The 24,267-nt window shown below is 62.6% G+C and carries 26 protein-coding genes; 14 read left to right on the top strand and 12 right to left on the bottom strand.

Annotation, left to right across the window (positions count from 1 at the left end; genetic code table 11):
• Positions 1-216: 216 nt before the first annotated feature.
• The gene (locus YUU_RS0133900; protein ID WP_027526340.1) at positions 217-1,473 is read right to left on the bottom strand and encodes a flagellin; all 1,257 of its coding nucleotides are present in this window, start codon (positions 1,471-1,473) and stop codon (positions 217-219) included.
• A 118-nt stretch (positions 1,474-1,591) separates the two neighbouring features.
• Here YUU_RS0133900 and YUU_RS59150 point away from each other — a divergent pair, with 118 nt between their 5' ends.
• The 4 genes from YUU_RS59150 (at position 1,592) to flbT (ending at position 3,388) form a co-directional block, all read left to right on the top strand.
• A complete protein-coding gene (locus YUU_RS59150) occupies positions 1,592-1,885 on the top strand; it encodes a hypothetical protein (protein ID WP_156944651.1) in 294 nt (97 codons plus the stop codon).
• A gap of 86 nt (positions 1,886-1,971) precedes the next feature.
• Positions 1,972-2,340: a flagellar biosynthesis regulator FlaF gene (gene flaF / locus YUU_RS0133895; protein ID WP_027526339.1), complete on the top strand. Its 369-nt coding sequence runs from the start codon at positions 1,972-1,974 to the stop codon at positions 2,338-2,340.
• A gap of 27 nt (positions 2,341-2,367) precedes the next feature.
• Positions 2,368-2,733 carry a hypothetical protein gene (locus YUU_RS0133890; RefSeq protein ID WP_027526338.1) on the top strand — a complete coding sequence of 122 codons (366 nt, stop codon included), beginning with the start codon at positions 2,368-2,370 and terminating at the stop codon, positions 2,731-2,733.
• A gap of 268 nt (positions 2,734-3,001) precedes the next feature.
• Complete coding sequence (gene flbT / locus YUU_RS0133885) at positions 3,002-3,388, top strand: flagellar biosynthesis repressor FlbT (protein ID WP_027526337.1); 387 nt, start codon at positions 3,002-3,004, stop codon at positions 3,386-3,388.
• Positions 3,389-3,473: 85 nt separating this feature from the next.
• Here the strand turns inward: flbT and YUU_RS0133880 are convergent, their stop codons facing one another.
• From YUU_RS0133880 to YUU_RS0133865, 4 genes are all read right to left on the bottom strand, one after another.
• Positions 3,474-3,836 (bottom strand): hypothetical protein, encoded by a 363-nt coding sequence (locus tag YUU_RS0133880; protein ID WP_027526336.1) that lies wholly within the window; start codon positions 3,834-3,836, stop codon positions 3,474-3,476.
• Positions 3,837-3,982: 146 nt separating this feature from the next.
• A complete protein-coding gene (locus YUU_RS0133875; RefSeq protein ID WP_027526335.1) occupies positions 3,983-4,498 on the bottom strand; it encodes a hypothetical protein in 516 nt (171 codons plus the stop codon).
• A 12-nt stretch (positions 4,499-4,510) separates the two neighbouring features.
• Positions 4,511-4,876 carry a flagellar assembly peptidoglycan hydrolase FlgJ gene (flgJ, locus tag YUU_RS0133870; protein ID WP_027526334.1) on the bottom strand — a complete coding sequence of 122 codons (366 nt, stop codon included), beginning with the start codon at positions 4,874-4,876 and terminating at the stop codon, positions 4,511-4,513.
• A complete protein-coding gene (locus YUU_RS0133865; RefSeq protein WP_027526333.1) occupies positions 4,876-6,000 on the bottom strand; it encodes a flagellar basal body P-ring protein FlgI in 1,125 nt (374 codons plus the stop codon). Before YUU_RS0133865 ends, flgJ begins: the two co-directional genes overlap by 1 nt.
• A 270-nt stretch (positions 6,001-6,270) precedes the next feature.
• On the opposite strand from YUU_RS0133865, the gene YUU_RS0133860 reads away from it, so the two are divergent.
• A complete protein-coding gene (locus tag YUU_RS0133860; RefSeq protein WP_027526332.1) occupies positions 6,271-6,684 on the top strand; it encodes a flagellar assembly protein FliX in 414 nt (137 codons plus the stop codon).
• A 179-nt stretch (positions 6,685-6,863) separates the two neighbouring features.
• Here the strand turns inward: YUU_RS0133860 and YUU_RS0133855 are convergent, their stop codons facing one another.
• Complete coding sequence (locus YUU_RS0133855; protein WP_027526331.1) at positions 6,864-7,235, bottom strand: helix-turn-helix domain-containing protein; 372 nt, start codon at positions 7,233-7,235, stop codon at positions 6,864-6,866.
• Between the two features lie 129 nt (positions 7,236-7,364).
• On the opposite strand from YUU_RS0133855, the gene YUU_RS0133850 reads away from it, so the two are divergent.
• The 4 genes from YUU_RS0133850 (at position 7,365) to YUU_RS0133835 (ending at position 10,862) form a co-directional block, all read left to right on the top strand.
• Positions 7,365-7,976: an NAD(P)-dependent oxidoreductase gene (locus YUU_RS0133850; protein WP_027526330.1), complete on the top strand. Its 612-nt coding sequence runs from the start codon at positions 7,365-7,367 to the stop codon at positions 7,974-7,976.
• A gap of 213 nt (positions 7,977-8,189) precedes the next feature.
• A complete protein-coding gene (gene dksA / locus YUU_RS0133845) occupies positions 8,190-8,555 on the top strand; it encodes an RNA polymerase-binding protein DksA (protein WP_085966600.1) in 366 nt (121 codons plus the stop codon).
• A gap of 412 nt (positions 8,556-8,967) precedes the next feature.
• Positions 8,968-9,996 carry an aldehyde reductase gene (locus YUU_RS0133840; protein ID WP_027526328.1) on the top strand — a complete coding sequence of 343 codons (1,029 nt, stop codon included), beginning with the start codon at positions 8,968-8,970 and terminating at the stop codon, positions 9,994-9,996.
• Between the two features lie 86 nt (positions 9,997-10,082).
• Complete coding sequence (locus YUU_RS0133835) at positions 10,083-10,862, top strand: 2-keto-4-pentenoate hydratase (RefSeq protein ID WP_027526327.1); 780 nt, start codon at positions 10,083-10,085, stop codon at positions 10,860-10,862.
• Between the two features lie 266 nt (positions 10,863-11,128).
• Here the strand turns inward: YUU_RS0133835 and flgH are convergent, their stop codons facing one another.
• Genes flgH through flgF form a run of 4 tightly spaced genes read right to left on the bottom strand, consistent with a single transcriptional unit; the run spans position 11,129 to position 14,578 of the window.
• Complete coding sequence (gene flgH / locus YUU_RS0133830) at positions 11,129-11,893, bottom strand: flagellar basal body L-ring protein FlgH (RefSeq protein ID WP_027526326.1); 765 nt, start codon at positions 11,891-11,893, stop codon at positions 11,129-11,131.
• Positions 11,894-11,896: 3 nt separating this feature from the next.
• Positions 11,897-12,997, bottom strand: coding sequence for a flagellar basal body P-ring formation chaperone FlgA (flgA, locus tag YUU_RS0133825; protein ID WP_027526325.1), 1,101 nt, complete (start codon positions 12,995-12,997; stop codon positions 11,897-11,899).
• Positions 12,998-13,006: 9 nt separating this feature from the next.
• Positions 13,007-13,795 carry a flagellar basal-body rod protein FlgG gene (flgG, locus tag YUU_RS0133820; protein WP_027526324.1) on the bottom strand — a complete coding sequence of 263 codons (789 nt, stop codon included), beginning with the start codon at positions 13,793-13,795 and terminating at the stop codon, positions 13,007-13,009.
• A 21-nt stretch (positions 13,796-13,816) separates the two neighbouring features.
• Positions 13,817-14,578: a flagellar basal-body rod protein FlgF gene (gene flgF, locus YUU_RS0133815; RefSeq protein WP_027526323.1), complete on the bottom strand. Its 762-nt coding sequence runs from the start codon at positions 14,576-14,578 to the stop codon at positions 13,817-13,819.
• A gap of 387 nt (positions 14,579-14,965) precedes the next feature.
• Here flgF and fliL point away from each other — a divergent pair, with 387 nt between their 5' ends.
• Genes fliL through YUU_RS0133795 form a run of 4 tightly spaced genes read left to right on the top strand, consistent with a single transcriptional unit; the run spans position 14,966 to position 17,928 of the window.
• Entirely contained in the window at positions 14,966-15,466 is a 501-nt protein-coding gene (gene fliL / locus YUU_RS0133810) for a flagellar basal body-associated protein FliL (RefSeq protein WP_027526322.1), read from the top strand.
• 30 nt (positions 15,467-15,496) lie between these two features.
• Positions 15,497-16,699, top strand: a complete 1,203-nt coding sequence (fliM, locus tag YUU_RS0133805; protein ID WP_027526321.1) for a flagellar motor switch protein FliM — start codon at positions 15,497-15,499, stop codon at positions 16,697-16,699.
• Entirely contained in the window at positions 16,696-17,142 is a 447-nt protein-coding gene (locus tag YUU_RS0133800) for a DUF6468 domain-containing protein (RefSeq protein WP_027526320.1), read from the top strand. Before fliM ends, YUU_RS0133800 begins: the two co-directional genes overlap by 4 nt.
• A 9-nt stretch (positions 17,143-17,151) precedes the next feature.
• Complete coding sequence (locus YUU_RS0133795) at positions 17,152-17,928, top strand: MotE family protein (protein WP_027526319.1); 777 nt, start codon at positions 17,152-17,154, stop codon at positions 17,926-17,928.
• Positions 17,929-19,557: 1,629 nt separating this feature from the next.
• Here YUU_RS0133795 and YUU_RS0133780 read toward each other — a convergent pair.
• Positions 19,558-19,746 (bottom strand): hypothetical protein, encoded by a 189-nt coding sequence (locus YUU_RS0133780; RefSeq protein WP_027526317.1) that lies wholly within the window; start codon positions 19,744-19,746, stop codon positions 19,558-19,560.
• A 146-nt stretch (positions 19,747-19,892) separates the two neighbouring features.
• Entirely contained in the window at positions 19,893-23,078 is a 3,186-nt protein-coding gene (locus YUU_RS52600; RefSeq protein ID WP_245288174.1) for a VCBS domain-containing protein, read from the bottom strand.
• A 444-nt stretch (positions 23,079-23,522) separates the two neighbouring features.
• Between YUU_RS52600 and YUU_RS0133765 the strand changes: the two genes are divergently transcribed.
• A complete protein-coding gene (locus tag YUU_RS0133765; protein ID WP_027526316.1) occupies positions 23,523-24,182 on the top strand; it encodes a FecR domain-containing protein in 660 nt (219 codons plus the stop codon).
• Positions 24,183-24,267: the final 85 nt, after the last annotated feature.

The raw sequence follows: 24,267 nt of genomic DNA, 5'->3' as shown, positions 1-24,267 counted from the left end.
CCCGCCAGTCGATCGCAACGTCGGCGCTGTCGCTCGCCAATACGTCGCAGCAGGCCGTGTTGCAGCTGCTGCGCTGACCTCGGCAAAATCTCACTACGAAATTGCGGCGGGGCTTCGGCCCCGCCGTTTTGTTTGCGGCGAGAACAAAGAAGAAAGCGACGAGGCCAGGCCCCGCCGCCGCAACTTTCTTGTCAGGAGCGTCGCCGAAACTAGCCGTCAGCGCAGGAGCTGCAGCACACTCTGCTGCGACGTATTGGCGAGTGCCAGCGCCGACACCGCGATCGACTGGCGGGTCGACAGCGCCTGGCTGTTGGCCGCTTCCTCGTTGGCGTCGGCGAGCGTCAGGCTGGACGAGCCGGTCTGCAGCACGTTGATGATCTGCTTCGAGAAGTCCTGGCGAATCTGCACGATCGACAAATTGGCGCCGAACGCAGAGGCTTGCGACCGCAGCGTGATGCTGGCGGTATTGAGAGCGGTCAGCACCTTGCCGGTCAGCACGTTGTCCGTGAAATCAGTGCCGGGGGTGAGGTTGCTCAGGCCGAGACCGTTCGGATTGAAGGTGACGCCTGCGATCGTCAGCGTCGATTTACCGGTCTCGTCGAATATCATCTTCAGCGAATTGCCATCCAGCAGGTTGACGCCGTTGAAGGAGGCGTCCTGCGCGGTGGTGGTGATCTGCTGAAGGATCTGGTTGTACTGGCTGACGAGGGTCGCACGAGCCTGCTGCGACACCGGGTCGGGGACTGCGGCAACGACCGTGCCGCCGGCGCCGCCACCCGCGGCATTGGCGCTGATGTTGATGGCATCGAGCGCAGTGGGAGCCGTGGCGGCGGCCGTACCCGTGATCACCTGTCCCGCGCCGTCATTGGTCGATGTGAAAGTCAAGCTGTCCGGGCCGGTGATCGACGTCGACAGGTTGACGCCCGCATCCGCCAGCGCCTGATTGAGCTGGGCCAGTGACTGAACCTGCGCGGTCAGGGTCACCGGGTTGAAGCTCGACGGCGACGTGCCAATCGTGATCGTGACTGCGGTGCCGACGGAATTCGTGAACGTGTAGACGCCGCCGTTGAGCTTGCTGGTCGTGAGGTCTGCGGCAGTGGCCCCGCCGGTCGCGGTGGGAACGCCCGTGCCGGTGAACTGGATGTTGGATTTGGTGCTGTAGCCCGTGGGTTGCTGCAGTGACTGATTGGCGATCGACTTCGCAGTATCGACCAGCTTCTGCAGCGAGGTGATGCCGGTGTCGGCCGCCTGCAGGACCTGCACGCCGTTGCCGATGCTGTCGAGCAGGTTGCTGATGTCGCTGGCGCGGGCATCTAGACCGGCGGCGGTGAAGAAGTTGGTCGGATTGTCGAGCGCGCTGTTGACCTTCTTGCCGGTGGCAAGACGGGTCTGCGTGGTCGAGAGCAACTGGGCGGTTCCCTGCAGCGAGAGCAGGTTCTGGCGGACTGCCGCGGTAAGGACGACGTCGGACATTTGAATGGCTTCCCTAGGTGCGCACGCCAGCCTGGTTCGGGCACACGTTTTTTGGTTCCAACCATCGGAGAGTGTGAAGAATAGCTTTTAAAATATGGTTAACTGCTGGTTATGAAACGTGGTTAATGAGACGTTGAAGCATCATCTCGGCCACTTCGTGTGCTTCGCTGGAGTCGGCGGCGGCCTGGTTATTGGCGCAGCGGCGCTGTTCAACCGTGGGGCACCGGGCGGTGTCGGTCTGCTCGGCAGAGTCAGAACGCCGATCAGCGCTGATCCGATCCAAAATGTCGTCTTGCGGCGGCGGGCGGTTGTCGCGACTACCACTGCATTATTTTTGCGCGCTGAAGACTTACTTCATACAGCCGCCAGCGGCGATGCGCCTTTTGCTGACGCTAAATCGAGCAGCAAGTAAGTTAATCTTAATTGGCCTTCCTTAGGGATTATCAAGAGGAAATCCGGAAGCTTGTCTGCGGAAAAAAGGGGTTGCTGAGGTGACGAATGTCTAATGCTGCCGCTCAAGCCTATGCGCGCGTCGCGAATACCACTTTGTCTCCGCGGGACACCGAAGCCCAGGCATTGTTGATGGCTGCGAACAAGCTGCAGGCCGTCATGACCAATGCTGACGCGACCTACGCGCAGATGTCGGAAGCGCTGATCTTCAATCGCAAGCTCTGGACGATCTTTCTCAGCGAAGCGCAGCGCGATGAGAACCCGCAGCCGGTGCAGGTGCGGCAGAACATCGCCAATATCAGCGTCTTCGTGCTGTCCCAGACGGCGGCGCTGCAGATCAGCCCTCAGCGCGAGCATCTCAAGCCGTTGATCGAGATCAACCGCAACATTGCAGCCGGATTGAGTGGGCGCGCCTGAGAGGACGTGCCGGCGGGAGTTTTTGAGATGGTGGATTTCTTCAGCATCCTGAGCAGCAGCTACGCGTCGGCGCCAACGCCATCATCGTCCAAGACGAAGTATGTCCCGGTCGATCCCACTCTCTATACCGGGACGTGGACGGGCACATATTCCACCGGCGAGAAGTTCTCGCTTACGATCTCGGAAGTTCAAGGGTTTCGCGCCAAGGTGAAATACCAGAGCGGCACGGGTCCGATTCAATACCAGGATGTGTTGATCAAGGATCATGCCTTCCGGTTCGGCGACACCAAGTTCGCATTGACGAAGACAGGTCACGCCCAGATCGGGACGGTCGTCACTAATCCGGCAACGGGCGCCAGCGTGCTCAACAAGGCCCCCGCGACCCTCCAGTGACCGCGCCGGGTTCGCGTCACGCCGCGCGTCCGGTCCGTTTTTCCGGACCTGGGGAGTTAAGGTCTCGTTAACCAAACGAATTTACGGTTTGGCAACCGAAGCTCGCGCGTTGGGCCGGCTGGCTCCAAGCGAGCCACGGTCGACGAGGCGACATGCCCCGAGATTTGCGCGATTCGTTCGGTTGCAGGATCGGTTCAGTGCTAAAATGCGGGCGGTCGGGGGTGTGGTCGAATCACTCGCTCTTGTTTGAGAGCAGGAGGTAGCAGCGATGGCGCTGAAAGTTGAACTGAAGCCCTTCGAGCGAATTATCATCGGCCAAAGCCTCATCACCAACTCCGACACGCGCACCAAGCTATTGATCTCGGGGGAGGCGCCAATTCTGCGGGAGAAGGACATCCTGACCGCGGAGACCGCCAATACGCCGGTGAAGCGGCTCTATCTCTGCGTCCAGATGATGTACCTGGAGAACGACATCCCGAAATACCAGGACCTCTATGTGGGCTTCGTCAAGGATTTGCTGGAGGCGGTGCCGAGCCACAGAAAGTCGATTGAGACTGCGAGCAAGCTGATCCTGAGCGGCTCTCTCTACAATTCACTGAAAGAAATCCAGAAACTCATCAAACGTGAAGCGGAACTGCTGAATCAGGCCGTCTAGTTCTGCGGCTCATGCCCAAGCGTCGGTGGCCGTGAGGGTTGCGGGCCGCCGCGGCTAGGTCCAACGACTAATCGGTCTCACCTCTTCAGGCGCTGCGGTCTGTGGAGAGGGGATGCACCGCATCGGCCTTGTTGAGGTCGAGCGCGTGGAAATAGGCGCGGCGGCGCAGCATCGCTTCGTCCGGAAATTGCGTCACGACCGCGTCGGTCTCTCGATTGACGACCTGGAAGACGAAGGATGCGGCGGCCTGGTCGAACACGACCTGGCGCGACATGTTTTCATTCTGCTGCAAATCATTGCGTGCGCTCGCGCCAGCGTCGCTTGCGTTGACGGTCTGACGTGCCGGCAAATCGGTCGGCACAGCATCGTTCGCCGCCGGCCTCGACGTCGTTACGGGTAGCACGGGGGCCGGGATCCCCACCGGCCGGATGCTGAAATCTGTACTCATGGCGCCCTCCTGGTGCCTTGCGAGTCAAATCCCACCCCTTCACTCGGCGCAACTATGGAGGCTTACTGTTAAAGGTCCAGTTAGGAAATATGGCTAACGGAGCCGCTGATTCGCGGTGCAGATTTTCCTAGAATTGTGCGAAGTGCTCAGAGCGAGCGGCTGACCGAGAGCGGCGTGATGTGGCGCGGACCTGGTGCGGCGCGCCGGCCGGCGGCGGTGTAGGTGTTCGGCACGTTGCGCTTCTGGATCTCGGCGTTGACGCCGCGGATCACGCTTTCGGACACCGCGTGTGCGGTTGCGAGCACGGTGAGGTTGACCTGGAGCATGGCGCGGAAGGCATCGTGATGGCGATGCAACGTCGAGAGCAGCTCGGGCGCGGATTTCGCAAGCTGGGTCTGGTTCGCCTTGAGCTGGCTCACGGCGCCGACGTAGCGGCGGGACAATTCCTGCTTCTTCGATTCAAATGCCAGCGCTTCGCGCAGGCGGCCGGCACGCACCAGCTCGGTCTCCCGTTCGATCAGCCCGAGCAGCGCGCTCATCGCGTCCATCAGCTCCTCGGCGAGCTTGCGCGCCTCGGCGCTGCCCGGCGCGCTCGCGCTGCCGGGTGCAGCGGCAGCGCGAGGGGCGGGCACCGGCTGACGTGACGCGTTGAAGTGGTTCATGTCGTTTGTACCTTATGCCGTGCGGATGGTTTTCGCCTGCTGCAGGATGAGGGTGCGGTAGACTTCGCTGGCCACGCCGACGCCGCCGGCATTGGCGAAATTCTTCGAGTATTGCTCGGTCAGCATCGAGCGCCACACGCCGGTGCCGACCGTGTCGCCGAACGGGCCCTCGCCCTTCAGGCCCGACGTCATCTGCGAGAACATCGCGTTGAGGAACATGCCCTCGAAGTCGGTCGCGGTCTTCTGGGCCTTGGCCTGCTGCTGCGGCGAGACCTTTTGCAGGGCGCTCGCGAGCTCGAAGTCGGGCCGGCCGTTGCGGCTCTGCACCGCGAATGCGGAGGAGGCGATGGGGGCCGAATTGATCATGCCGGTCTGCATCACATCACCTCGATATCGGCTTCGATCGCGCCGGCGGCCTTGATCGCCTGGAGAATGCTGATGAGATCGCGCGGGCCGATGCCGAGGCCGTTGAGGCCGTCGACGAGTTGCTGGAGCGAGACGCCGTCCTTGACGACCGCGAACTTCTTGCCGTCCTCGGTGACGCTGACGCCGGTGCGCGGGGTGACCACGGTGCGGCCGCGCGACAGCGGATTGGGCTGGCTCACTTGCGGGCTTTCGGAGATCGTGACGGTGAGATTTCCTTGCGCGACCGCGACGGTGGCGACGCGAACGTCGCGGCCCATCACGATGATGCCGCTTCGTTCGTCGATGATGATTTTCGCGGCGAGATCCGGATCGACCTGGAGCTGCTCGATCTCGGTGAGGAAGGCGACGACGTTGCCCTTGAACTCCGGCGGGATCGAGAGCTGCACGGTGGAGGGATCGATCGGCTCGGCGCTCTTGACGCCGAGATAGTCGTTGACGGCCGCCGCGATGCGCTTTGCCGTGGTGAAGTCGGCGTTGCGCAGTGCCAGCCGCACGTTCGGCAGGCGGTTCAGCGCGAACTCGATCTCGCGCTCGATGATGGCGCCGTTGGCGATGCGCCCCACCGTCGGCACGCCGCGGACGATTTTTGCAGCTTCGCCCTCAGCCTGGAAGCCGGAGATCGCGAGCGAGCCCTGGGCGACTGCATACACGTTGCCGTCGGCACCGAGCAGGGGGGTGACGAGCAGCGTGCCGCCCTGCAAGTTCTTGGCATCGCCAAGCGCGGACACCGTGACGTCCATGCGCGTACCCTGCGTCGCGAAGGCCGGGAGATTGCCGGTCACCATGACGGCGGCGACGTTGCCGGTGCGGATGGTGGCACCGCGGATGTTGACGCCCATGCGCTCGAGCATCGCCTGCAGCGACTGCTTGGTGAAAGGGATGTTGTTGAGCGTGTCGCCGGTGCCATTGAGGCCGACGACGAGGCCGTAGCCGATGAGCTGGTTCTGCCGGACGCCTTCGATGTTGGCGAGGTCCTTGATGCGCGAGGTCGCGCTTGCAGGCGCGGCCGAAAGCGCCAGCGCTGACAGCGCGGCGCATGCCATCCCCAATAACCTTGCCCAACGCACGCCTGGCATCCTCTGCTCCCCGAGGCTCCTTTAGATCTCGGACCTGTTCGACACTCCCATGACGAGCTGGTCCGAACCTCTCTATGCGAGCGCTGTGCCAGCGTGGTGCGGTGAAGCTAGGTGGTTGAATAGGTTGATTAAAGTACGCTTCATCGGCTCCAGCCGGTGTTCGCCTTACGGAGCGAAACTGCCGCCTGTCGGCAGATTTTGCCGGGCCGTTTACGCCTCATTAACCATAATGCGGCGAAGCTGCCGTCATCGATCACGCGGATTCCTGCGATGCGCATCTACGGACCGAACGGCACCACGCTTGGAGCGCCCGCCAGCCAGACCAGGCGGACGGGCTCCGGCACCTTCGTGCTGCCCGACACCTCCTCGGCGCAGGAGACCAAGTCCGCATCCGCGCCGAAGGCGGCCGCCAACATCGATGCGCTGCTCGCGCTGCAGGGCATCGAGGAGGACCCGGTCGAGCGGCGCAAGCGCTCGGTCGCCCGCGGCAAGACCGCGCTCGACGTGCTCCATGATCTCAAGATGGGACTGTTGTCGGGCAATCTCGATGCCTCGACGGTCATGCGCTTGCGCGATGCGGCAGCGAACCTCAAATCGTCCTCGGGTGATCCCGGCCTTGATGCCGTGCTCTCCGAGATCGAGTTGCGCGTCGAGGTCGAGCTCGCCAAGGCCGGGCAGGGCTGACACGCGGTTCTCAGCCGCTCTGAAGACTCTCTCCTCGCGTCGTCGCCCGGCTTGACCGGGCGACCCAGTACGCCGCGGCCGTTGTTATGAATCTCGCTGCCTCTGGAATACTGGGTGCCCCGCCTTCGCGGCGCATCCAGTGGAATTTGCGGCGGTTGGTTACACACCTTGAACGGTAGTCACGCTGCTTCCTGTTTCTGCTGCGCGTCGTAGCGGCGCTGTGCGGCGAGGACGTCCTTCAAATTCTGCTCGGCCCAGTCGCGCAAGGGATCGACGGCGGCCGCTAACGTCAGCCCGAGCTGCGTGATCGAATACTCGACCGTCACCGGAACGGTTGCGATGGCGCGGCGCTTGATCAATCCGTCGCGTTCGAGTGACTTGAGAACCTGGCTCAGCATCTTCTGCGAAATGCCTTCAATCGTCCGGCGCAACTGATTGAAACGCATCGCGTCCTCGCGCAGCAGCAACAGGATCAGCACCGCCCATTTGTCACCGACGCGATCGAGGATCTGGCGTGTCGGGCAATTGGCTGCGTAGACGTCGGGCTTCATGTCTTCGTTCCTCGCGAACTGTTCCGGTTACTCCTGCGTAAGCAGGTAAGCCAAAAGTGCTCTCTTAACACCAGCATTCTTTGCGATATCTAGTCACCGCTAGTTACCACAGAAACGAAGGAGCCTTCCATGAAAATCGCAGTCACCGGGGCTTCGGGCCGCGCCGGTTCGGAGATAACCAGGGAACTGTCCCGCCGCGGCCATGCCGTTACCGCCATCGCCCGGAACCCGGAGAAGATCGCTCATCTGCCCAACGTCACCCCGACCAAGGGCGACGTGCTCGACCAGGCCGGGCTCGCCAAGCTGTGGGCCGGGCATGACGTCGCCATCAGTTCCGTCCACTTCCTGGCCAGCGACCCGGACAAGCTGATCGGCGCTGCCAAGGACTCGAAGGTGGGTCGTTACCTCGTGGTCGGCGGTGCTGGCAGCCTCGAGGTTGCCCCCGGCGTGAAACTGGTCACAACCCCCGGTTTTCCCGCCCAATACAAGGCCGAAGCGGAGAAAGGCTCCGCATTCCTCGACCTGCTGCGGCAGGAAAATGAGCTGAACTGGACCTTCATCTCGCCCTCGGCCCTGTTCGTGGAGGGTGAGCGGACCGGTAAGTTCCGGCTTGGGACCGATCAGCTTCTCGCAGATGCGAGCGGGAAGAGTTGGATCACCTTTGCCGATTACGCCATTGCGCTCGCCGACGAGATCGATCGGCCTTCGCATCTGCGGAAGCGTTTCACGGTCGGCTACTGAGTGGATAACCGCCCCCAAGTGCATGCCGATAAGGCTGCCGGCGCAAGGACTTGGGGGCGGTAACGCCAAGATCAGGGAAATATTGTCTGTCACAGGAGGCCGCTATATAAGCCCGGCTCAACGGACCCTGTCCGTCGCGAGTCGTTGCAAAAAAAGAATAGGCCGCCCTTGGAAAAGTTGAAAAATTACCGACCGACCGAAAAAGAGCCTTTCATGAACGACCGGCAGAAGGAGTACTTCCGTTTGAAGCTCCTCGCCTGGAAGGATGAGATCCTCAAAGAGTCCAAGCTCACCCTGCAAGCCCTGCAGGAGGAGAACGTGAACCACCCCGATCTCGCCGATCGGGCTTCGTCGGAAACCGACCGTGCCATCGAACTCCGCGCCCGCGACCGCCAGCGCAAGTTGATCGCCAAGATCGACGCCGCGCTCCAGCGTATCGAGGACAACACCTACGGCTATTGCGAAGAGACCGGCGAGCCGATCTCGTTGAAGCGGCTGGAAGCCCGCCCGATCGCAACGCTGTCGGTGGAAGCGCAGGAGCGCCACGAGAAGCGCGAGAAGGTCTATCGCGACGAATAGGCGTTGAGCCGTAAGCAGCGGCTCGCATGCAAGACGCATCTGGCGCGCAGCGTCGCGCCGTGCTCGATTTTTTTCGTGCCGATATTGCACGCGTCCGGAACCCCGCATGGCGAACGCGAAAACTGAATCGCGATCAAGGGGCTAGACTCAATTCCTTCATGCTTACGTGAGCTCGCATGAGAATGAGCCTTCACTTCAGGTGAGGATGTTTTTGCGAGTCGGGGCAACGGGATCGACTCGACTTCTTAGGATGCGACCGGCGGGACGAAACATCGCGGTCATCACGCATCCTGCACCTGTGAGCGCAGGGTGCGCGCCGCCATAAATCCTGGACCAGCTCAACAACTCCTTAAAGGCCGGCAGCAGGGTTCGGTGGACAAATTTGCCTGCCCGCGAGAGAAGGGTTTGCGACATGAGCACTGTTCTGGTCACGGGCGGGTCGGGTTTCGTCGGCATCCATGCCGTCCTGCAACTGATGGCCGCGGGCCACGAGGTGCGGACCACGGTCCGTCGACCGGACCGGCAGGCCGATGTGCTGGCGATGCTGCGCGAAGGCGGTGTCGATCCGGCCGAGCGGCTCGCTTTCTTTATCGCCGACCTGACCCGGGACGAGGGCTGGCGCGAGGCGGTCGCGGGCTGCGACTACGTCCTGCATGTCGCTTCGCCGCTCTCGACCACAGTCCCGAAGGACGAGAACGAGATGATCATTCCGGCCCGCGACGGCACGCTGCGGGTGCTGCGCGCCGCGCGTGAGGCGGGCGTCAAGCGCGTGGTCGTCACCTCGTCGCTGGGCGCGGTCGGCTACGGCCATCCGCCGCGCGCAACGCCGTTCGACGAGACCGACTGGACCAATCTCGACGGTGCTGACGTGCAGCCTTACGTCAAATCCAAGACGCTGGCCGAACGGGCGGCCTGGGATTTCGTCGCCCGCGAAGGAGGCGGCCTCGAGCTCGCCGTCGTCAATCCCACCGGCATTTTCGGTCCCGTGCTGGGGCCGGATTTCTCGGGCTCGATCGAGATCGTTAAATTACTGCTCAATGGCGCCATGCCGGCGGTGCCGCGGATCTATTTTGGTCTGGTCGACGTGCGCGACGTCGTCGACCTGCATCTGCGGGCGATGACCGCGCCCGAGGCCAAGGGCGAACGGTTCATCGCGGTCGCTGGGGAGACGCTGTCGCTGCTCGACATCGCCAACGTGCTGAGGCGGGAGCTGGGGCCGGCGGCGCGTCGGGTTCCACGCCTTCAGGCGCCAGACTGGCTGGTGCGCCTCGCCGCGACCGGCGTTCCCATGCTGCGCTATACCTTGCCGATGCTCGGCAAGGTGCGGCGGTCGACCAGCGCCAAGGCGGCGCGGCTCCTCGGCTGGCAGGCGCGCTCCAATGACGAGGCGATCCTGAGCTCGGCCGAGAGCCTGATCCGGCTTGGCCTCGTCAAGGCGTGACGCGCGCCCCTCCCGCAGCGCTTGTCAGGCGGGAGCGGGGATGGTGAAGTGCGGCCTTGAGTTGCGTAGCGTGGGAGTCGGCGCCGATGGACAAAATTCTCGCAGCGGCAAAGGCGATCGCGCTTGCGCGCCGCAACCATGCTCCCCTCGCGCCGCTCGAGGTTCCCCCACGCGATGAGGAGGAGGGTTACAAGATTCAGCGCGCGCTGCACGACCTGCTGCAACCACATGTCGGCTCGCTGGTCGGCTACAAGATCGGCTGCACCAGCCCGGTCATGCAGGACTACATGCAGATTGACCATCCCTGCGCCGGCGGCGTGTTCGAGAAGGTCGTGTATGACAGCCGCGCAAAACTGGCCGTCTCCGACTATGTCCGCGTCGGCGTCGAATGCGAGATCGCCGTGCGGCTGAAGCGCGACCTTGCCCCCGGCGAGGCGCCGTTCACCGCCGAATGGGTGGGAGAGGCGGTCGACGCCTACGCCCCCGCGATCGAGATCGTCGATGACCGTTATGTGAAATGGGAGACGATGGGCGCGCCGACGCTGATCGCGGATGATTTCTTCTCCGCCGGCTGCGTGCTTGGCGCCACGGTCGACCGCGCCAATGTACCCGATCTTCGGGCGGTCGCCGGCCGCGCCCTCGTCAACGGCGAGGAGGCGGGCAAGGGCACCGGCGCCGACGTGCTCGGCCATCCCCATAACGCACTGGCCTGGCTCGCCAATCATCTTGCCGCCGAAGGCAAGGGCCTGCATGCCGGCCAGCTCGTGCTCACCGGCAGCCTCGTGAAAACGCTGTGGCTGAAGGCCGGCGACAAGGTACGGATGGAGCTGGATGGGCTGGGCGTGGTGGAGGCGAAGTTTACGTGAAGGCATAACGTCATTCCCCGCCGTCATTGCGAGGAGCGAAGCGACGAAGCAATCCAGAATCCCTCCGCGGAAAGGCTCTGGATTGCTTCGCTGCGCTCGCAATGACGGAGTGTGTGTTGGCGGCTGAGCGATTAGCCGTAACTCGCTGCCGCAACCACCAACAGCAAAAATCATGCGGCCTCCGGCAGGGGAGCTACCGGAGGCCGCGTAGAACATCGCGTTGTGCCTAGGTTCACAACGAGATGTGGGAGCTCTTAAAGAAACTCTTAGAACGGCAGCAGCACGTCCATCACTTGCTGGCCGTAGCGCGGCTGCTGCACGTCGGTGATCTGGCCGCGGCCGCCATAGGCGATGCGGGCCTGGGCGATTTTGCTGGAGTCGATGGTGTTGTCGCTCTGGATGTCCTCGGGCCGGACGATGCCGGCGACGACCAGCTCGCGGATCTCGTAGTTGACGCGGATTTCCTGCTTGCCTTCGACGACGAGGTTGCCGTTCGGCAGCACCTGGGTGACGACCGCAGCGACGTTGGTCTGCAAGGCTTCCTGGCGCTGGACCGAGCCCTTGCCGTCGGCGGAGGACGTCGAGTCAGTGGTGAGAAGACGGCCGGGCAGGATCTTGAGCGGCTGTGTGATCGTCTGGCTGCCGATAAAATCGGTAATCCCCGAATCTTCCTTGGCGGTCCGGCTGCGCTGGGTCTCGTTGGCGATGTTGGCCTTGTCCGTGAAATTGACCGTCACCGTCAGGAGGTCGCCGACCTGATGGGCGCGCTGGTCCTTGAAGAAGGCGCGGCTGCCGTTGCGCCAGAGCGAGTTCGGATTGTAGGAGGCGACTTCCGGCTTCGGCATCGGCATCTGCACCGGCTTGTAGCCGGGCTGCGTCGTCGGATTGTCGATCGCGGACAGTTTCGGCTGTTCGCCGATCTGCGACAGACGGTCGATCGAGGAACACCCGCTCGCAAAGGCGAAAGTTGCGAGCAGCGTGCCGGAGAGGGCGATACGACGAAGACGGGCCACGGAACGGAACTTGGACATGACTTACTCTGACTTGGCTTGTGCTTGCGCGATCTGGGTTGGCGAAACGGGGGCCTGGATCAGGCTTTGGGCGAGGGCGGCCGCTGCCGGCGTCTCCTCGCGCTTGAGGGATGACGTCTGCTCGACCGCAGGCGCGGCAGGCGCGGACTGGCTCGCGCCCTGCACAGTGACCTGGCCGCGGCCGGTGACGATGCCCTGGAGCGTGCGCTTGGACTGCATGTTGAGGACGGAGACGGTGTCGCCCTCGGAGCCGCTGTCGACCGCCTTGCCGCGGGTCGTGAGATAGAGGCCCGGCACCTGGTAGATGATGGTGACGTTCTGGTCGCGCTGCACGAGGTCGGGCTTTGCGATGTCGGCGACGCGGATCGGGGTGCCTGCTCGCATCGGATGACGGAGCTGCATGCCGACGGCACGCTCGCGCGAGGCCGCTTCGCCCTGAACGTCCGCCTTCGGGCGGCGCTCTGGCGTGACGTCGGACGACTTCAGCATCTCGGTGCGGTCGATGTCGCGGGTCAGCACGGCAACCTCGACGGTTTCAATCGCGGTGCCGGTCAGGCGCAGCCTGGCCGGCGCGAGGCTGTTCTCGTTGTTGATCTCGAAGCTCAGATCGAAGCGGCCGCTGCGCGCGTCGTAGCGCGTGGCAGTCGCCTGGAGCGCGCCGGTGTTGGAGGCGTCCAGCCGTACGTCGGAAACGCCGCGGTCGAAGGTAACGGTGATGTTGGCGGCATCCCCGAGGCCGAAGCGGCGCTCCAGCGCGGAGGCGACCGCGAGCTCGAGGTCCTTGTTGGCAAGCGTGCGCGCGAGCCGCGTGACCGTGACTTCCTTGAGGTCGCCGGTCATCACGCCGATCACCTGTTTTGCGCGCAGCACGCTCAGGACGTTCGCAACCGGCAGCGCGCCGGTGGTTCCGAGATCGGGTGAGCGATAGACCGGAATCTGCGCGGCCGACCCTGCATTGTCGATGAGGTCGCCGACCCGCACCACGTCGGAGGTGACGGTGATGCTGGCGCGCAGCGTCGGCGGCGCGATGCCGTCGTCGGCGGCGCATGCCGGCGCGGACAGCGCGAGCAGGGCGGCGAGGGTGGTGATGGTCTTGCGCATCATCGTCATTCCCTAGCGGAACAGCGCCGTGGTGGATTGCATCATCTGGTCGGCGGCGCTGATCACCTTGGCGTTCATCTCGTAGGCGCGCTGTGCGGCGATCAGGTCGCTCATCTCCGAGACGACGTCGACATTGGCCTGTTCGAGGCTGCCCTGCGTGATCGTGCCGTAGCCTTCGGAGCTCGCGGTGCCGTCCTGCGGCGCTCCGGAGGAGGGCGTCTCGGTGAACTGGTTGTTGCCGACCGGCTGGAGGCCCGCCTTGTTGATGAAGCGCGTCAGCGCGAGCTGGCCGATGATGGTGGAGGTCGAGGAGCCCGGGAGCGTCACCGAGACCTGGCCCTGCACGTTGACGGTGAGGCCGGAGGCGTTGTTCGGGATCGTGATGGTCGGCTGCACCGGGTTGCCCTGCGCGGTGACGATGCGGCCCTGATTGTCCATTTGGAAGGTGCCGTCGCGGGTGTACTGGTAGGTCCCGTCGGGCATCAGGACCTTGAAGAAACCTTCGCCCGAGACCGCCAGATCGAGATCGTTACCGGTCTGCGACAGCGTGCCCTGCGTCATGCTGCGCGGCGTGCCGACCGTCTTGACGCCGCCGCCGATATCGACGCCGACCGGCAGGATGGTGCCCTGGTCGGACGACTGCGCGCCGACGCGGCGAATGTGCTCGTAGATCAGATCCTGGAACGCCGCGGTCTGCTTCTTGAAGCCGGTGGTGCGCAGGTTCGCGATGTTGTTGGAGATGACCTGCACGTTGAGTTCCTGTGCCGCCATCCCGGTCGCAGCGGTGTGAAGCGCTTGCATGTCAATCGTCTCCTAATGGCGTTACGCTGGAACGTCGGCGAGCTTCTCGATCGCCGATTTGTGCATGTCGCTCTGCTGCTGGAGCAGGTTGGCGACCTGGGTGTACATCCGCATCACCTCGACCATGCGGCTCATCTCGCCGACCGCGTTCACGTTCGACTTCTCGATGTAGCCCTGGCGCACGGTGGACTTGGCGTCTGCCTGCTGGTTCGCCGAACCCTGGGCGTAGAGATTGGCCCCCTGCTTGGCGAGCTTCTGCGGATCGTCGAAGGCGACCATGCGGATCTTGCCGCGGATGGAGTCGACGCGGGCGGTGCCCTCGAGCACCGTCACCGTGCCGTCGGGCGCGACGTTGATGTCGTGGTCGGTCGGCTGGAAGGTGATCGGGCCGGCATTGCCGAGCACGAGATTGCCGTCCGAGGTGACGAGCTGGCCCTGGTTGTTGAGCGAGAACTTGCCGTCGCGGGTGTAGCGCTCGCCGCCGGCTGTCTGCACCGCGAAAAAGGAGTTGCCATCGACCGCGAGGTCGAGCGGGTTCTTGGTCTCCTCCATCGGGCCCTGGCCGACGTCGCGGAAGGTGCCGCGGTCCTGCACATAGGAGACCCGGCGGTCGGAGCCGACGAAATTGTCCTCATGCGCGCGAGAGCTGAGGAATTCCTCAAACAGCGTGCGATCGGCCTTGAAGCCGTTGGTGTTGGCATTGGCGACGTTGTTGGCGATGACATCCATCTGCCGTTCCAACGTCATCTGCCGCGATAAACCGACCAGAAGCGCGTTCTGCATCGGATGGTTCTCCCCTGTGGAGGTCCTGCTTCGCCGCTCTCCCAAGCGTCTTGGCCGACCCGTCGATGAGACCTTCGGGCTCTCCCAAACCGTCCGGTCTTGGCCTTTCCTCAGCGAAAGCCGTGCCAACTCAGAAAGTCACGTATTTGCAAGCGCTTAAGTGTTCGGGAGGGGTGGGCGGGGAGCGGCAGAAAGGTTCTGTTGACCATGTTTGCCCGGCAGATTTTTCCTAGCGCGGGGGCAATCGAAAGGTTCTGTTAACCATCATTACCGTAGCGTTTGCAGCTGTGAGGAGCGCGTTGCGCGCTGGGGCATTTGTTTCGCGTCACTGGCCGACCAGAGGTTTCGCTCTCTTAAGACCCTTTATAGTGAGCGAGCGCGGCGACCATGGCAGAGAACGAAGCGGAAGGCGGCGCAGCCACTGACGGCACTGAGGCGGCCCCGCCGAAGAACAAGCTCAAGCTCATCATCATCGCCGTCGCCGCGCTGGCCATTCTCGGCGGCGGTGCGGCGACTTGGTTTCTCTTCCTCCGTCATGGCGATGACGAGCACCATGCCGAGGCTGCGCCGCCGCCGAAGCCGCCGGCCTTCGTCGACGTGCCCGACATGATGGTCAACCTCGCCGGCGCGCCCGGCGAGCGCGTGCAATATCTGCGGCTGAAGATCGTGCTCGAACTGAAGGAAGAGAAGCAGATCGAGGCGATCAAGCCGACGATGCCGCGTGTCACCGATATCTTCCAGACGTATGTGCGGGAACTCCGCCCCTCCGACCTCAACGGCTCCGCCGGCATCTTCCGCCTCAAGGAAGAGCTGACCAAGCGCGTCAACGCGGCGGTCGCGCCGATCCAGGTCAGCGCAGTGCTGTTCAAGGAAGTCGTGGTGCAGTGACGGTGCAAGTGAAGGTAATGGGCTAGCGCCATGGCGGGCAACGATCCAGTCGACCAAGATGCCATAGCCGCCCAATGGGAGGCCTCGCTCGATTCCGAGGATCCCGCGGAGGCCGCGAAGGCTGCTGCCGAGAATGAACTATCCGAGACCATGGCCCTGCAATGGGCGGCCATGGTCGAGGACGGCAGCCGCGATCTCGGCAACGGCAAGAACTCAGGCGAGAGGGTGCTGTCGCAGGAGGAAATCGACAATCTCCTCGGCTTCACCGTCGGCGACGTCACGCTCGACGATCATTCCGGCATTCGCGCGATCATCGATTCGGCGATGGTCTCCTACGAGCGTCTGCCGATGCTCGAAATCGTCTTCGACCGCCTGGTGCGGTTGCTGACGACCTCCTTGCGCAATTTCACCTCGGACAACGTCGAAGTCTCGCTCGACCGCATCACCTCGGTGCGTTTCGGCGACTACATGAACTCGATCCCGCTGCCAGCCGTGCTCTCGGTGTTCAAGGCCGAGGAGTGGGAAAACTTCGGCATGGCGGTGGTCGACTCCAGCCTGATCTATTCGATGATCGACGTGCTGCTCGGCGGTCGGCGGGGCGCGAGCCAGCTCCGCATCGAAGGCCGGCCCTACACCACGATCGAGACCGAGCTGGTCAAGCGGCTGGTCGAGGTAGTGCTGGCCGACGCCGAACAGGCATTCCGGCCGCTGTCTCCGGTGACCTTCACGATCGACCGGCTCGAGACCAATCCGCGTTTCGCAGCGATCAGCCGTCCTGCGAACGCCGCGATCCTGGTGCGACTGCGCATCGACATGGAAGATCGTGGCGGCAACATCGAACTATTGCTGCCTTACGCGACAATCGAGCCGATCCGGGGCGTCCTGCTCCAGATGTTCATGGGCGAAAAGTTCGGCCGTGACACGATCTGGGAAGGCCATTTCGCCACCGAGATCGTCCAGGCCGAGATTGCAGTCGATGCCGTGCTCTACGAGGCCGACATTCCGCTCAAGCAGCTGATGCGGCTGAAGGTCGGCGACACGCTGCCGCTGGACATGCGCGCGGATGCCAACGTGACCGTGCGCTGCGGCAGCGTCACGCTGACCGAAGGGCGGATGGGGCGCGTCGGCGACCGCGTCGCGATCCGCGTGACGAAACCCCTGCGCAAGCCAGTTACGACACTTGCGATGTTCGAGAAGGTCGACGAGCAGAACAAGATGATGGAGGCACCATGAACCACTCCTTAGGCATGGCGATCGAGACGCTGGTCGCAATCCTCCTGATGCTGACGATCGGCTACTGCATCCTGCTCAACAAGCGGCTGACGCGGCTGAAGGCGGACGAGCATTCACTGAAAGCCGTCATCGCCGAGCTGATCACCGCGACCGAGATCGCCGAGCGCGCGATCGGCGGGCTGAAGCTCGCTGTCCGCGACGTCAACGAGAATCTCGGCAGCCAGCTCGCGGCCGCAACGCAGATGTCCGACCAGCTCTACCGCCAGCTCGGCGAGGCCGACAACGTGGTGCGGCGCCTCTCCAAGATCGCCATCGCTGCGCGCCCCGTGACGAATCCGGAAGCTGCCGCAGCCCCGGTCGCCAAGCCCTCTGCGGCGAAGGCGGTGGCGGCGGCTGCCGAAGCGTTCTCCGAGCGCAGAAGGTCCAACGGGCTTGCCGCATAAAGTCGCTGTATGAAATCCTTTCGTAACATCCGCGTCATTCCCGTCGTACTGATCGCAGTTGCCGCCCTTGCCACGCTGAAGGTCGCCGGCCTCGTGATCAACGGCGGCTATGTGTTCGACTACCAGCCGAAGACGACCAAGAAATCCTGGGCACAGGAGAACCTCAACTTCCCGACTGGCCGCGAAGATCCCGACATCACCGGCTCGACGCACGGCGCGCCGAAGGAGGCTTCCAAGGAAGATGCGCCGAAACCGGCCGCGCCCGAGACCAAGCCCGAAGGCCAGGTGATCAAGCCGGAAGAATCCCGCGAGCAGACCTCGCCTGCCGAGCGCGCGATTCTGGAGCGCTTGCAGAACCGCCGCCAGGAGCTCGAAGCGCGCCAGCGCGAGATCGACATTCGCGAGAGCCTGCTCAAGGCGGCCGAGAAGCGCATCGAGTCCAAGGTCGAGGAGATGAAGGCGGTGGAATCCCGCATCTCCACCACCGCGGCCGAGCAGAAGGCGGCGGAAGCTCAGCGCCTCAAGGGCCTCGTCACCACGTATGAGAGCATGAAGCCCAAGGACGCCGCGCGGGTGTTCGATCGGCTGGAGATGGGCGTGCTGATCGAGATCGCCACGCAGATCGCGCCGCGCAAGATGTCCGACATCATGGGGCTGATGTCGCCCGAGGCCGCCGAGCGGCTGACGGTCGAGATGGCCCGCCGCGCCGGTGGCGGAGGAGACCGTTCTGCCGATGCGGCCGATCTGCCCAAGATCGAGGGTCGCCCGACGCAAAAGCCGAATTGACCCGGAGGAGCTTGCCGCTCCACCGCGATGGGGCTGGGGGCTGAGGTTCGCGGTGGAGCGGAGCCGGAGAACCCCAATACTCAAGCGAAGCACCCCGGCGAGGACCATCTGCGCCTGTGATTCGGGCGTGTTGGCGGCCAATCCGAGGCGTTGTTGGTTCGCGCATAGCCGCTCGTTCAGCGCACCACTTCCCCCCGCGATGCCTTCTTTGCAATGCAGCATCGGTCGCTGCGAGAATGGATTAAGACGCCATTAGCTTCTGCGGATCATGCTTCTCAGCATGAGAGTTGCAATGGCTGCACTTGTTGCTCTCCTCGCCCTTCATTACGTGGATGAGCAACTATTCGGCGCCCGGTATACCCGAGGCGCTACCGCGATGCTGTCTCAGATCATGAGGTCGTTCGGCTAGGGCGCGTTCAGACCGGTTGTCTAGTTCGCGACCCGCTGGTGAACCCTGCGATCTCCGATATCGGCAGTCGTCGCATCGAACCACTTCCCGGCGGGAAGCGGGGTGCCGCATCGTTGCTTGATCAGATCCGCCTTCGTGACCCGCGTCACCAGATGCAGAGTGCTATGGCAACAGGCGCACTCGTAGACCTTCAGTGCATATCCTCTGGCGACTGGAACGAGAGCTATGAGTGCTCTTGCCCTGCTGCATATGATGCAATTGGCTTCCCCGCGCATCGATCGAGCCCCCGCCTGATCAATCGAAATCGGATCGTCACGATGCTATCTCATTCTGAGTCGCTCATCGGTTGCAACGTCTCAACGGTTGAGCGGGCGCGCTCGCAAAACCTCACCGCGCAGCCCGTCCTCACTCATGAAGTGAGCGACGAAGAGCCGCATCGCGTTGCAGATGCAATCAGATGGCGCTTCACGTTCTGAACGTGCGATGAGTTGACGCGCGCAAAATGTGAGATGGACGACAGTCGCGCAGCGCAGACTGGGACTAAGCTAGGGCCGTTCGCAAATCAGTGGCGCGGAGAGAGCGATGAACTACTGCTCATCCATAGCGGAACGCGCAATTGAGGCCATCAATCGTTTACTGATCGTGGCGATGACGTCCGCCTGGACATCGACCTTGGATCATCAGCACGCATTGCCGTCCTCTGAGGAAGACGACAGTGACGGTGACGTTTGTTCCCGGCAGCAGAGCTCCTCGGCGCCGGATTGGATCGGCAGGCCACATTGAAGGAGCCTCGCGGCATAGCCGCAGGTTGCGCTTAACACGCGACGTTGTGAGGCGTTGAACGATGCAGTGCCCGGCCTGATTGGGTCAGCGATTTCCGATCCGGGCGCGCCAACGTGCTTCGAAAGTGTCGTAGTCCACGGCCCACGCTTGCGAGTTCAAGGGATTGGCCGGGCTTGCTGCCGCCGCGCCTCTCACGTCCGCTTCCAAAACTGGTCGTGCCGAATTCTGCTTCGACCACTCCAGCTCCGATTTGGGGAGCATAGGCTTACCCTCGTACCAGCATTTCCTTCCATCGATGATGCGATAGGACCACCAGCGGCCCTGCGTCGACGAGGGCATCGCGCTGCTGCATTGTTGCTTCGCCACTGCATCGGGTATCCCGGCTGGCAAAAGCCAGGCCGCGCACGCGGCAAGGGCGATCGATCGGAGCCGGTTCCTCATTGGTCCGCAAAGGAACTGCTTCGCTGCTGTAAACGACTTACAGCGACGACCAGCTCGGGACGTTCGAGAACTTCGATCAGCTTGTCGAGAACACGCTCTGTGCTCTGAGGTCGCGGCTGGAGGTATTCTTCGAGGATCGATTGCGCTTCGCTAATCGCATCAAGTGCCAATTGTTGATCGGTCATCACTTCTTACCCATCCACAAATTCGCCAAGAATAGAGGTGAAAAAGATCAAGTCACTTTTGGGGAATATTCACGTTTTCCTTAGGCCTATGATCAAATTTTGTTTCGATCGGAACCTGAGCCATAGAGCCTACCGGTCGAAATTCTTCACACCATCAGCTCGTGGTGGAAGGCGGTCTGAGCGCTTGCCTCATGAACGGCCGGATTCAGCAGGTCAGCGGAGTCGTGCACGGGTGCAAGCGGTTCAACTGCTTGCACTCTGAGAAGTCCCGTGGGTGCGGTGTTTGCATCGACCGACGAAGGGGTAGGGAGCAGCTCCGTGAGCGCAACAGCGCCCGAGCCTTTGGCATCGGCAATTTCGTCCCTGAAGCGAAAGACCACTTCGGCGCTGAGCGCCGTGAGAAGATGTGAGTCCACGAGCGAGGGGGCAGGATCGGACAATTCGGAATGATCCGCGGCGGACTGAATGGGTGCGATGCCTTGCTCGCTTCTTGCGCCGGAGACCGGATTGGCCACGAACTCAAAAACAAAATGGTCGCTGTTGGCGAGATCGTTGGCATCGAGCACGCTGATCGTCTCAGGCTTCGATTCAGCCTGACCGGTGTCGTCCGCACTCTTGGCGGCCGTCGTCGGGCTGCTGGAACCGGCCGCGACCACGTCGGTTTGGCTGGCGTCGTGCGTTGAGTCTGGACTGGCTGCCGAGTGGAGTGCCTGGCTGGCGTCGCTTGCGCTCGCCGTGCCGTCTTGTTTCGATGCGCCATCGGTTGGTGGCGGATCCGCTTGCGTTGCGGTGGCCGAGCTGTCGAGGTTCCGGAAGCCTGCGCCGTGGATGGTAATCGTCACCACCTGCGGGGTCCCGTCGATCGTGGTCACCGTGAAAGTATCGGTCAGCGTGTCGCACGCCTTGAGCGCCCGGACCGCGCAGTTGTCCTCGTCGAGCGTGTAGGTCCAAACGCCCGCCGCCGTCATCGTGAAGGTGCCATAGCCGTGCGTGGTGCACTTTGGCGCGCAAACCGCGGTGAACATGTTGGACGGATTGTCGACATCGGTGTCGGTGAGCGTGCCGGTGGCCTTCGGTGCCTCCGGCGTCTTGCAGACGGGTTCGGTTACCGAGCCCGTCGTGGTACCGGAGATGATGGCGGGGTCGTTGGCGCCCTGGATGGTGATCGTCACCACCTGCGGCGTGCCGTCGATCGTGGTCACTGTGAAGGTGTCGGTGAGCTTGTCGCAGACATTGAGCGCCTGCACCGCACTGTTGCTGTTGTCGAGCGTGTAGGTCCAGACGCCCGCTGCCGTCATTGTGAAAGTGCCGTAGCCGCCTGAGCTGGCCTTGGGTGAGCACACTGCGGTGAACGTGTTGGGCGGATTGTCGACGTCAGTATCGGTCAGCGTGCCGGTCGCAGTCGGCATACCCGGCTTGCAGCCGGCGGCCTCGACCACGCATCCGGTTGTCTTGCCGCAGATGATGGCGGGATCGTTGGCGCCATGGATGGTGACCGTCACCACCTGTGGCGTGCCGTCGATCGTGGTCACGGTGAACTTGTCGGTCAAGGTGTCGCCGACATTGAGCGCCTGCACTGCGCACTTGCTGTTGTCGAGCGTGTAGGTCCAGACGCCGGCCGCCGTCATCGTGAAGGTGCCGTAGCTGCCCGCTTCGGGACAGCCGATCGCCACGAAGGTGTTGGGCGTATTGTCGACGTCGGTGTCGGTCAGCGTACCGGTCGCGGTCGGAATTCCCGGCTTGCAGCCGGCTGCCTCGGTCACTGAGCCGGTCGTGTCGCCCGAGATGATCGCGGCATCGTTGGCGCCGTGGATGGTGATCGTCACCATCTGCGGCGTACCGTCGATGGTCGTCACGGTGAAGGTGTCGGTCAATGTGTCGCCGACATTGAGCGCCTGGACCTTGCTGTTGGCGTTGTCGACTGTGTAGGTCCAGAGGCCCGCCGCGGTCACGCTAAACGTGCCGTAGCCCCCCGTGCTGGCCTTCGAACTCACGACCGTGAAGGTGTTGGGCGTATTGTCGACGTCTTTATCGGTCATCGTGCCGGTTGCGGATATGCCAGGCGCCGTATTGGCGACGCCGCCCGCTTCGGTTGACGAGCCGGTCGTGACGCCGGAAATGACGGCGGCGTCATTGACGCCATCGATGTTGATTGTGAAGGTCTGAGCAGTGGTAAGGTTGCCGTCCGACACTGTAATGACGAAATCGTCGGTCGTTGGCGCCGTCAGCGCGTTGATGGCGTCACTGTTCGGTACGAAGGTATAGGCGCCGCTGGCGCTGTTCACATAGAGCGTGCCATAGGGGCTGCCTTTCGACACATCATACGTCACTCCACCCACGACCGTATCGCCGGCGGTCCCGCCGCTGATGCCGAAAAACAGTGGCGCGTCACTGGTGCTGCTGGCGCTGAACGTTCCGCTGGTCGCAGTGAAGGTGTCAAACACAACCGTATCGAGTTCGACCGGTCCCGACTGAATATTGAACGTCGGCGGCGAATGAAGGATGATGGGATTGTCGGGAACGACGACGGTGCTGGGCAGCACGATCGGAAGCGAATGTAGCTGCGCAGGGCCATCAGACTCGATGAAATTGATTGGCTCCAGCGGCAGCGTCTCCGGGAAGGGAGTCGTGCCGGAGCCCTTTGCCTCGATCTCCTTCGAGAGATTGGCCCAAACGTCATGCTCCGCCGCCTGGAGCTCCTCCATGCGAGCCAAACTATTGACGACCTGGTTGACGCTGACCGATGACCCGATCTTGTTGAGCACGACCGTCTCGCCAGGATCCTCCACGATGATGTGTCGTGGGATCGCCTCCTTTGTCACAAGCTCGAACGCGCCGTGCTCGACGTCCTTGTACGTGATGCTGTCGTTGTCCAGGAACGTGATGTTCGCGTCTGCGGCCTCGGCGCTCTTCAACATCGAGAATATCAATGTTCCGAGCGTCAGCATTCCGAGCCCGCCCGTATGGATCCGACCGCGAATGCTCCCAACTGGGGTGTCGACCGTCAGGGCACCGTTCTTTGCCGACTGGCCGGCAACGAAAGCAAAGGTGCCCTTGGATATCGTGAGGAGGGCCGAACAGGAGGTGCCGTCGAGATCGTAGACGAATTCGCTCAGCTCCATGCGGGCTTCGCTGGAGAGGTTGAAAAAGGTGTCGTCAATGAAGCGGATGCCGATCCGACCGTCCGCGGCAGTCTCGATCACGTCACCGAGGCAGAGTGGATCGCCAACCATGACTTCGGTGGCGACACCGCTCGCGCGCCTGAGGATGCCGCAACCGATTGCCGTGTGAACGGTGCCGATTATCTTCGGAGGCGGGACCACGGAGGTCACGTCTCCGGCCTCAACGCCGGACGCAACTAACATAGCCTTCGACCTCGTCAGTCGAGGAATTCAGGCTCAGCGCGGCGCCGTTTTTCTTTCGCTCTGGTCTGCCCTCGCCACGAGGTCAACAAATCATGGCGCCGGCAGCCCGAGGCTCGCCCGCCGAAATCCTGATCGAGATGACCCAAGTCGATTCAAGAAAGAGGCGCGTTCAGCGCGAGGCCGCCGTGAACTACTTTCGTCTCGCTGAGTATCCGGCCCCTTCCATCGAAGCGATCTGCTCTTCCAAATAAGAGGTATTGCAATTTCGCGGTATTCCGGACCTGCGGAACAAAAATATGCCGCCGGGGTGGATTTAACAACAATTAAATTATACTATTTGCCGTCCTACTTGCGAATTTTGAAAGATCGTAGAGGACTGGGGCGAAGATCTTCTCGACGAAGGGGGAGGTCATGCGTGCATATTCGATATTCGGATTGGTGGCCGCCTTTGTTCTGACGCTCGCCGGTTTCTTGCCCGATGCTGCGCGCGCGCAAGTCGATTCCGCCAAGCCCGTCCTTCAAAACTTTTCATCGAAGCCAATTGGCAAGGTCGTAACCGCCGCGGGCTCGGTCACGATCGAGCACGCGAACGCGGTCGTCGTTCAGGCCAACGTGCCCCCCCAAGCCAATCAGACGAAAGCCGGCGATCTCGTCTATCTGGGGGACGTGGTACAGACGGGGGATGACGGTCGGGTTGGCATCAACTTTACCGATGGCAGCTCGTTCAATCTGTCGAGCAACGCGCATATGACCTTGGACGAGTACGTCTACGACCCGAACGGAAAGTCCAATTCGACTTTCTTCAGCCTCGCCAAAGGGACGTTCACCTTCGTTGCCGGCAAAGTCGCGAAAACTGGTGACATGAAGGTCGACACCCCGGCCGCAACAATGGGCATCCGAGGCACCACGCCGCATGTCGAGATATCCGACAACGGGTCGGTGAAATTCTCTACCCTCATCGAAGAGGGCAAGAGCAAGAGCAAGGTGACAAAGAAATCCGCCGCGTCCACCGGGCCATCCGAACAGAAAGCCGACCGCAAGCTCAACTTGAACATCTGCCGACGGTGCTAGAAGCCTTTCACCAGGGATGGAAGTTTCCTCAGTCCGTGATCGGGATTCCCGATATGAAGCCGAGTGCGACAGGAACCATCACCGG

The sequence above is a fragment of the Bradyrhizobium sp. Ec3.3 genome, from assembly GCF_000472925.1.
GTDB lineage: Bacteria > Pseudomonadota > Alphaproteobacteria > Rhizobiales > Xanthobacteraceae > Bradyrhizobium.
The sequence above is the reverse complement of the archived record's forward strand: the minus strand, read 5'-3'. Positions and strand labels throughout refer to the sequence as shown.

Coding starts and splice junctions, on each gene's coding strand:
- YUU_RS0133900 (WP_027526340.1), bottom strand. CDS start 1,473: ATGTCCGACGTCGTCCTTACCGCGGCAGTCCGCCAGAACCTGCTCTCG.
- flaF (WP_027526339.1), top strand. CDS start 1,972: ATGTCTAATGCTGCCGCTCAAGCCTATGCGCGCGTCGCGAATACCACT.
- YUU_RS0133890 (WP_027526338.1), top strand. CDS start 2,368: ATGGTGGATTTCTTCAGCATCCTGAGCAGCAGCTACGCGTCGGCGCCA.
- flbT (WP_027526337.1), top strand. CDS start 3,002: ATGGCGCTGAAAGTTGAACTGAAGCCCTTCGAGCGAATTATCATCGGC.
- YUU_RS0133880 (WP_027526336.1), bottom strand. CDS start 3,836: ATGAGTACAGATTTCAGCATCCGGCCGGTGGGGATCCCGGCCCCCGTG.
- YUU_RS0133875 (WP_027526335.1), bottom strand. CDS start 4,498: ATGAACCACTTCAACGCGTCACGTCAGCCGGTGCCCGCCCCTCGCGCT.
- flgJ (WP_027526334.1), bottom strand. CDS start 4,876: ATGCAGACCGGCATGATCAATTCGGCCCCCATCGCCTCCTCCGCATTC.
- YUU_RS0133865 (WP_027526333.1), bottom strand. CDS start 6,000: ATGCCAGGCGTGCGTTGGGCAAGGTTATTGGGGATGGCATGCGCCGCG.
- YUU_RS0133860 (WP_027526332.1), top strand. CDS start 6,271: ATGCGCATCTACGGACCGAACGGCACCACGCTTGGAGCGCCCGCCAGC.
- YUU_RS0133855 (WP_027526331.1), bottom strand. CDS start 7,235: ATGAAGCCCGACGTCTACGCAGCCAATTGCCCGACACGCCAGATCCTC.
- YUU_RS0133850 (WP_027526330.1), top strand. CDS start 7,365: ATGAAAATCGCAGTCACCGGGGCTTCGGGCCGCGCCGGTTCGGAGATA.
- dksA (WP_085966600.1), top strand. CDS start 8,190: ATGAACGACCGGCAGAAGGAGTACTTCCGTTTGAAGCTCCTCGCCTGG.
- YUU_RS0133840 (WP_027526328.1), top strand. CDS start 8,968: ATGAGCACTGTTCTGGTCACGGGCGGGTCGGGTTTCGTCGGCATCCAT.
- YUU_RS0133835 (WP_027526327.1), top strand. CDS start 10,083: ATGGACAAAATTCTCGCAGCGGCAAAGGCGATCGCGCTTGCGCGCCGC.
- flgH (WP_027526326.1), bottom strand. CDS start 11,893: ATGTCCAAGTTCCGTTCCGTGGCCCGTCTTCGTCGTATCGCCCTCTCC.
- flgA (WP_027526325.1), bottom strand. CDS start 12,997: ATGATGCGCAAGACCATCACCACCCTCGCCGCCCTGCTCGCGCTGTCC.
- flgG (WP_027526324.1), bottom strand. CDS start 13,795: ATGCAAGCGCTTCACACCGCTGCGACCGGGATGGCGGCACAGGAACTC.
- flgF (WP_027526323.1), bottom strand. CDS start 14,578: ATGCAGAACGCGCTTCTGGTCGGTTTATCGCGGCAGATGACGTTGGAA.
- fliL (WP_027526322.1), top strand. CDS start 14,966: ATGGCAGAGAACGAAGCGGAAGGCGGCGCAGCCACTGACGGCACTGAG.
- fliM (WP_027526321.1), top strand. CDS start 15,497: ATGGCGGGCAACGATCCAGTCGACCAAGATGCCATAGCCGCCCAATGG.
- YUU_RS0133800 (WP_027526320.1), top strand. CDS start 16,696: ATGAACCACTCCTTAGGCATGGCGATCGAGACGCTGGTCGCAATCCTC.
- YUU_RS0133795 (WP_027526319.1), top strand. CDS start 17,152: ATGAAATCCTTTCGTAACATCCGCGTCATTCCCGTCGTACTGATCGCA.
- YUU_RS0133780 (WP_027526317.1), bottom strand. CDS start 19,746: ATGACCGATCAACAATTGGCACTTGATGCGATTAGCGAAGCGCAATCG.
- YUU_RS0133765 (WP_027526316.1), top strand. CDS start 23,523: ATGCGTGCATATTCGATATTCGGATTGGTGGCCGCCTTTGTTCTGACG.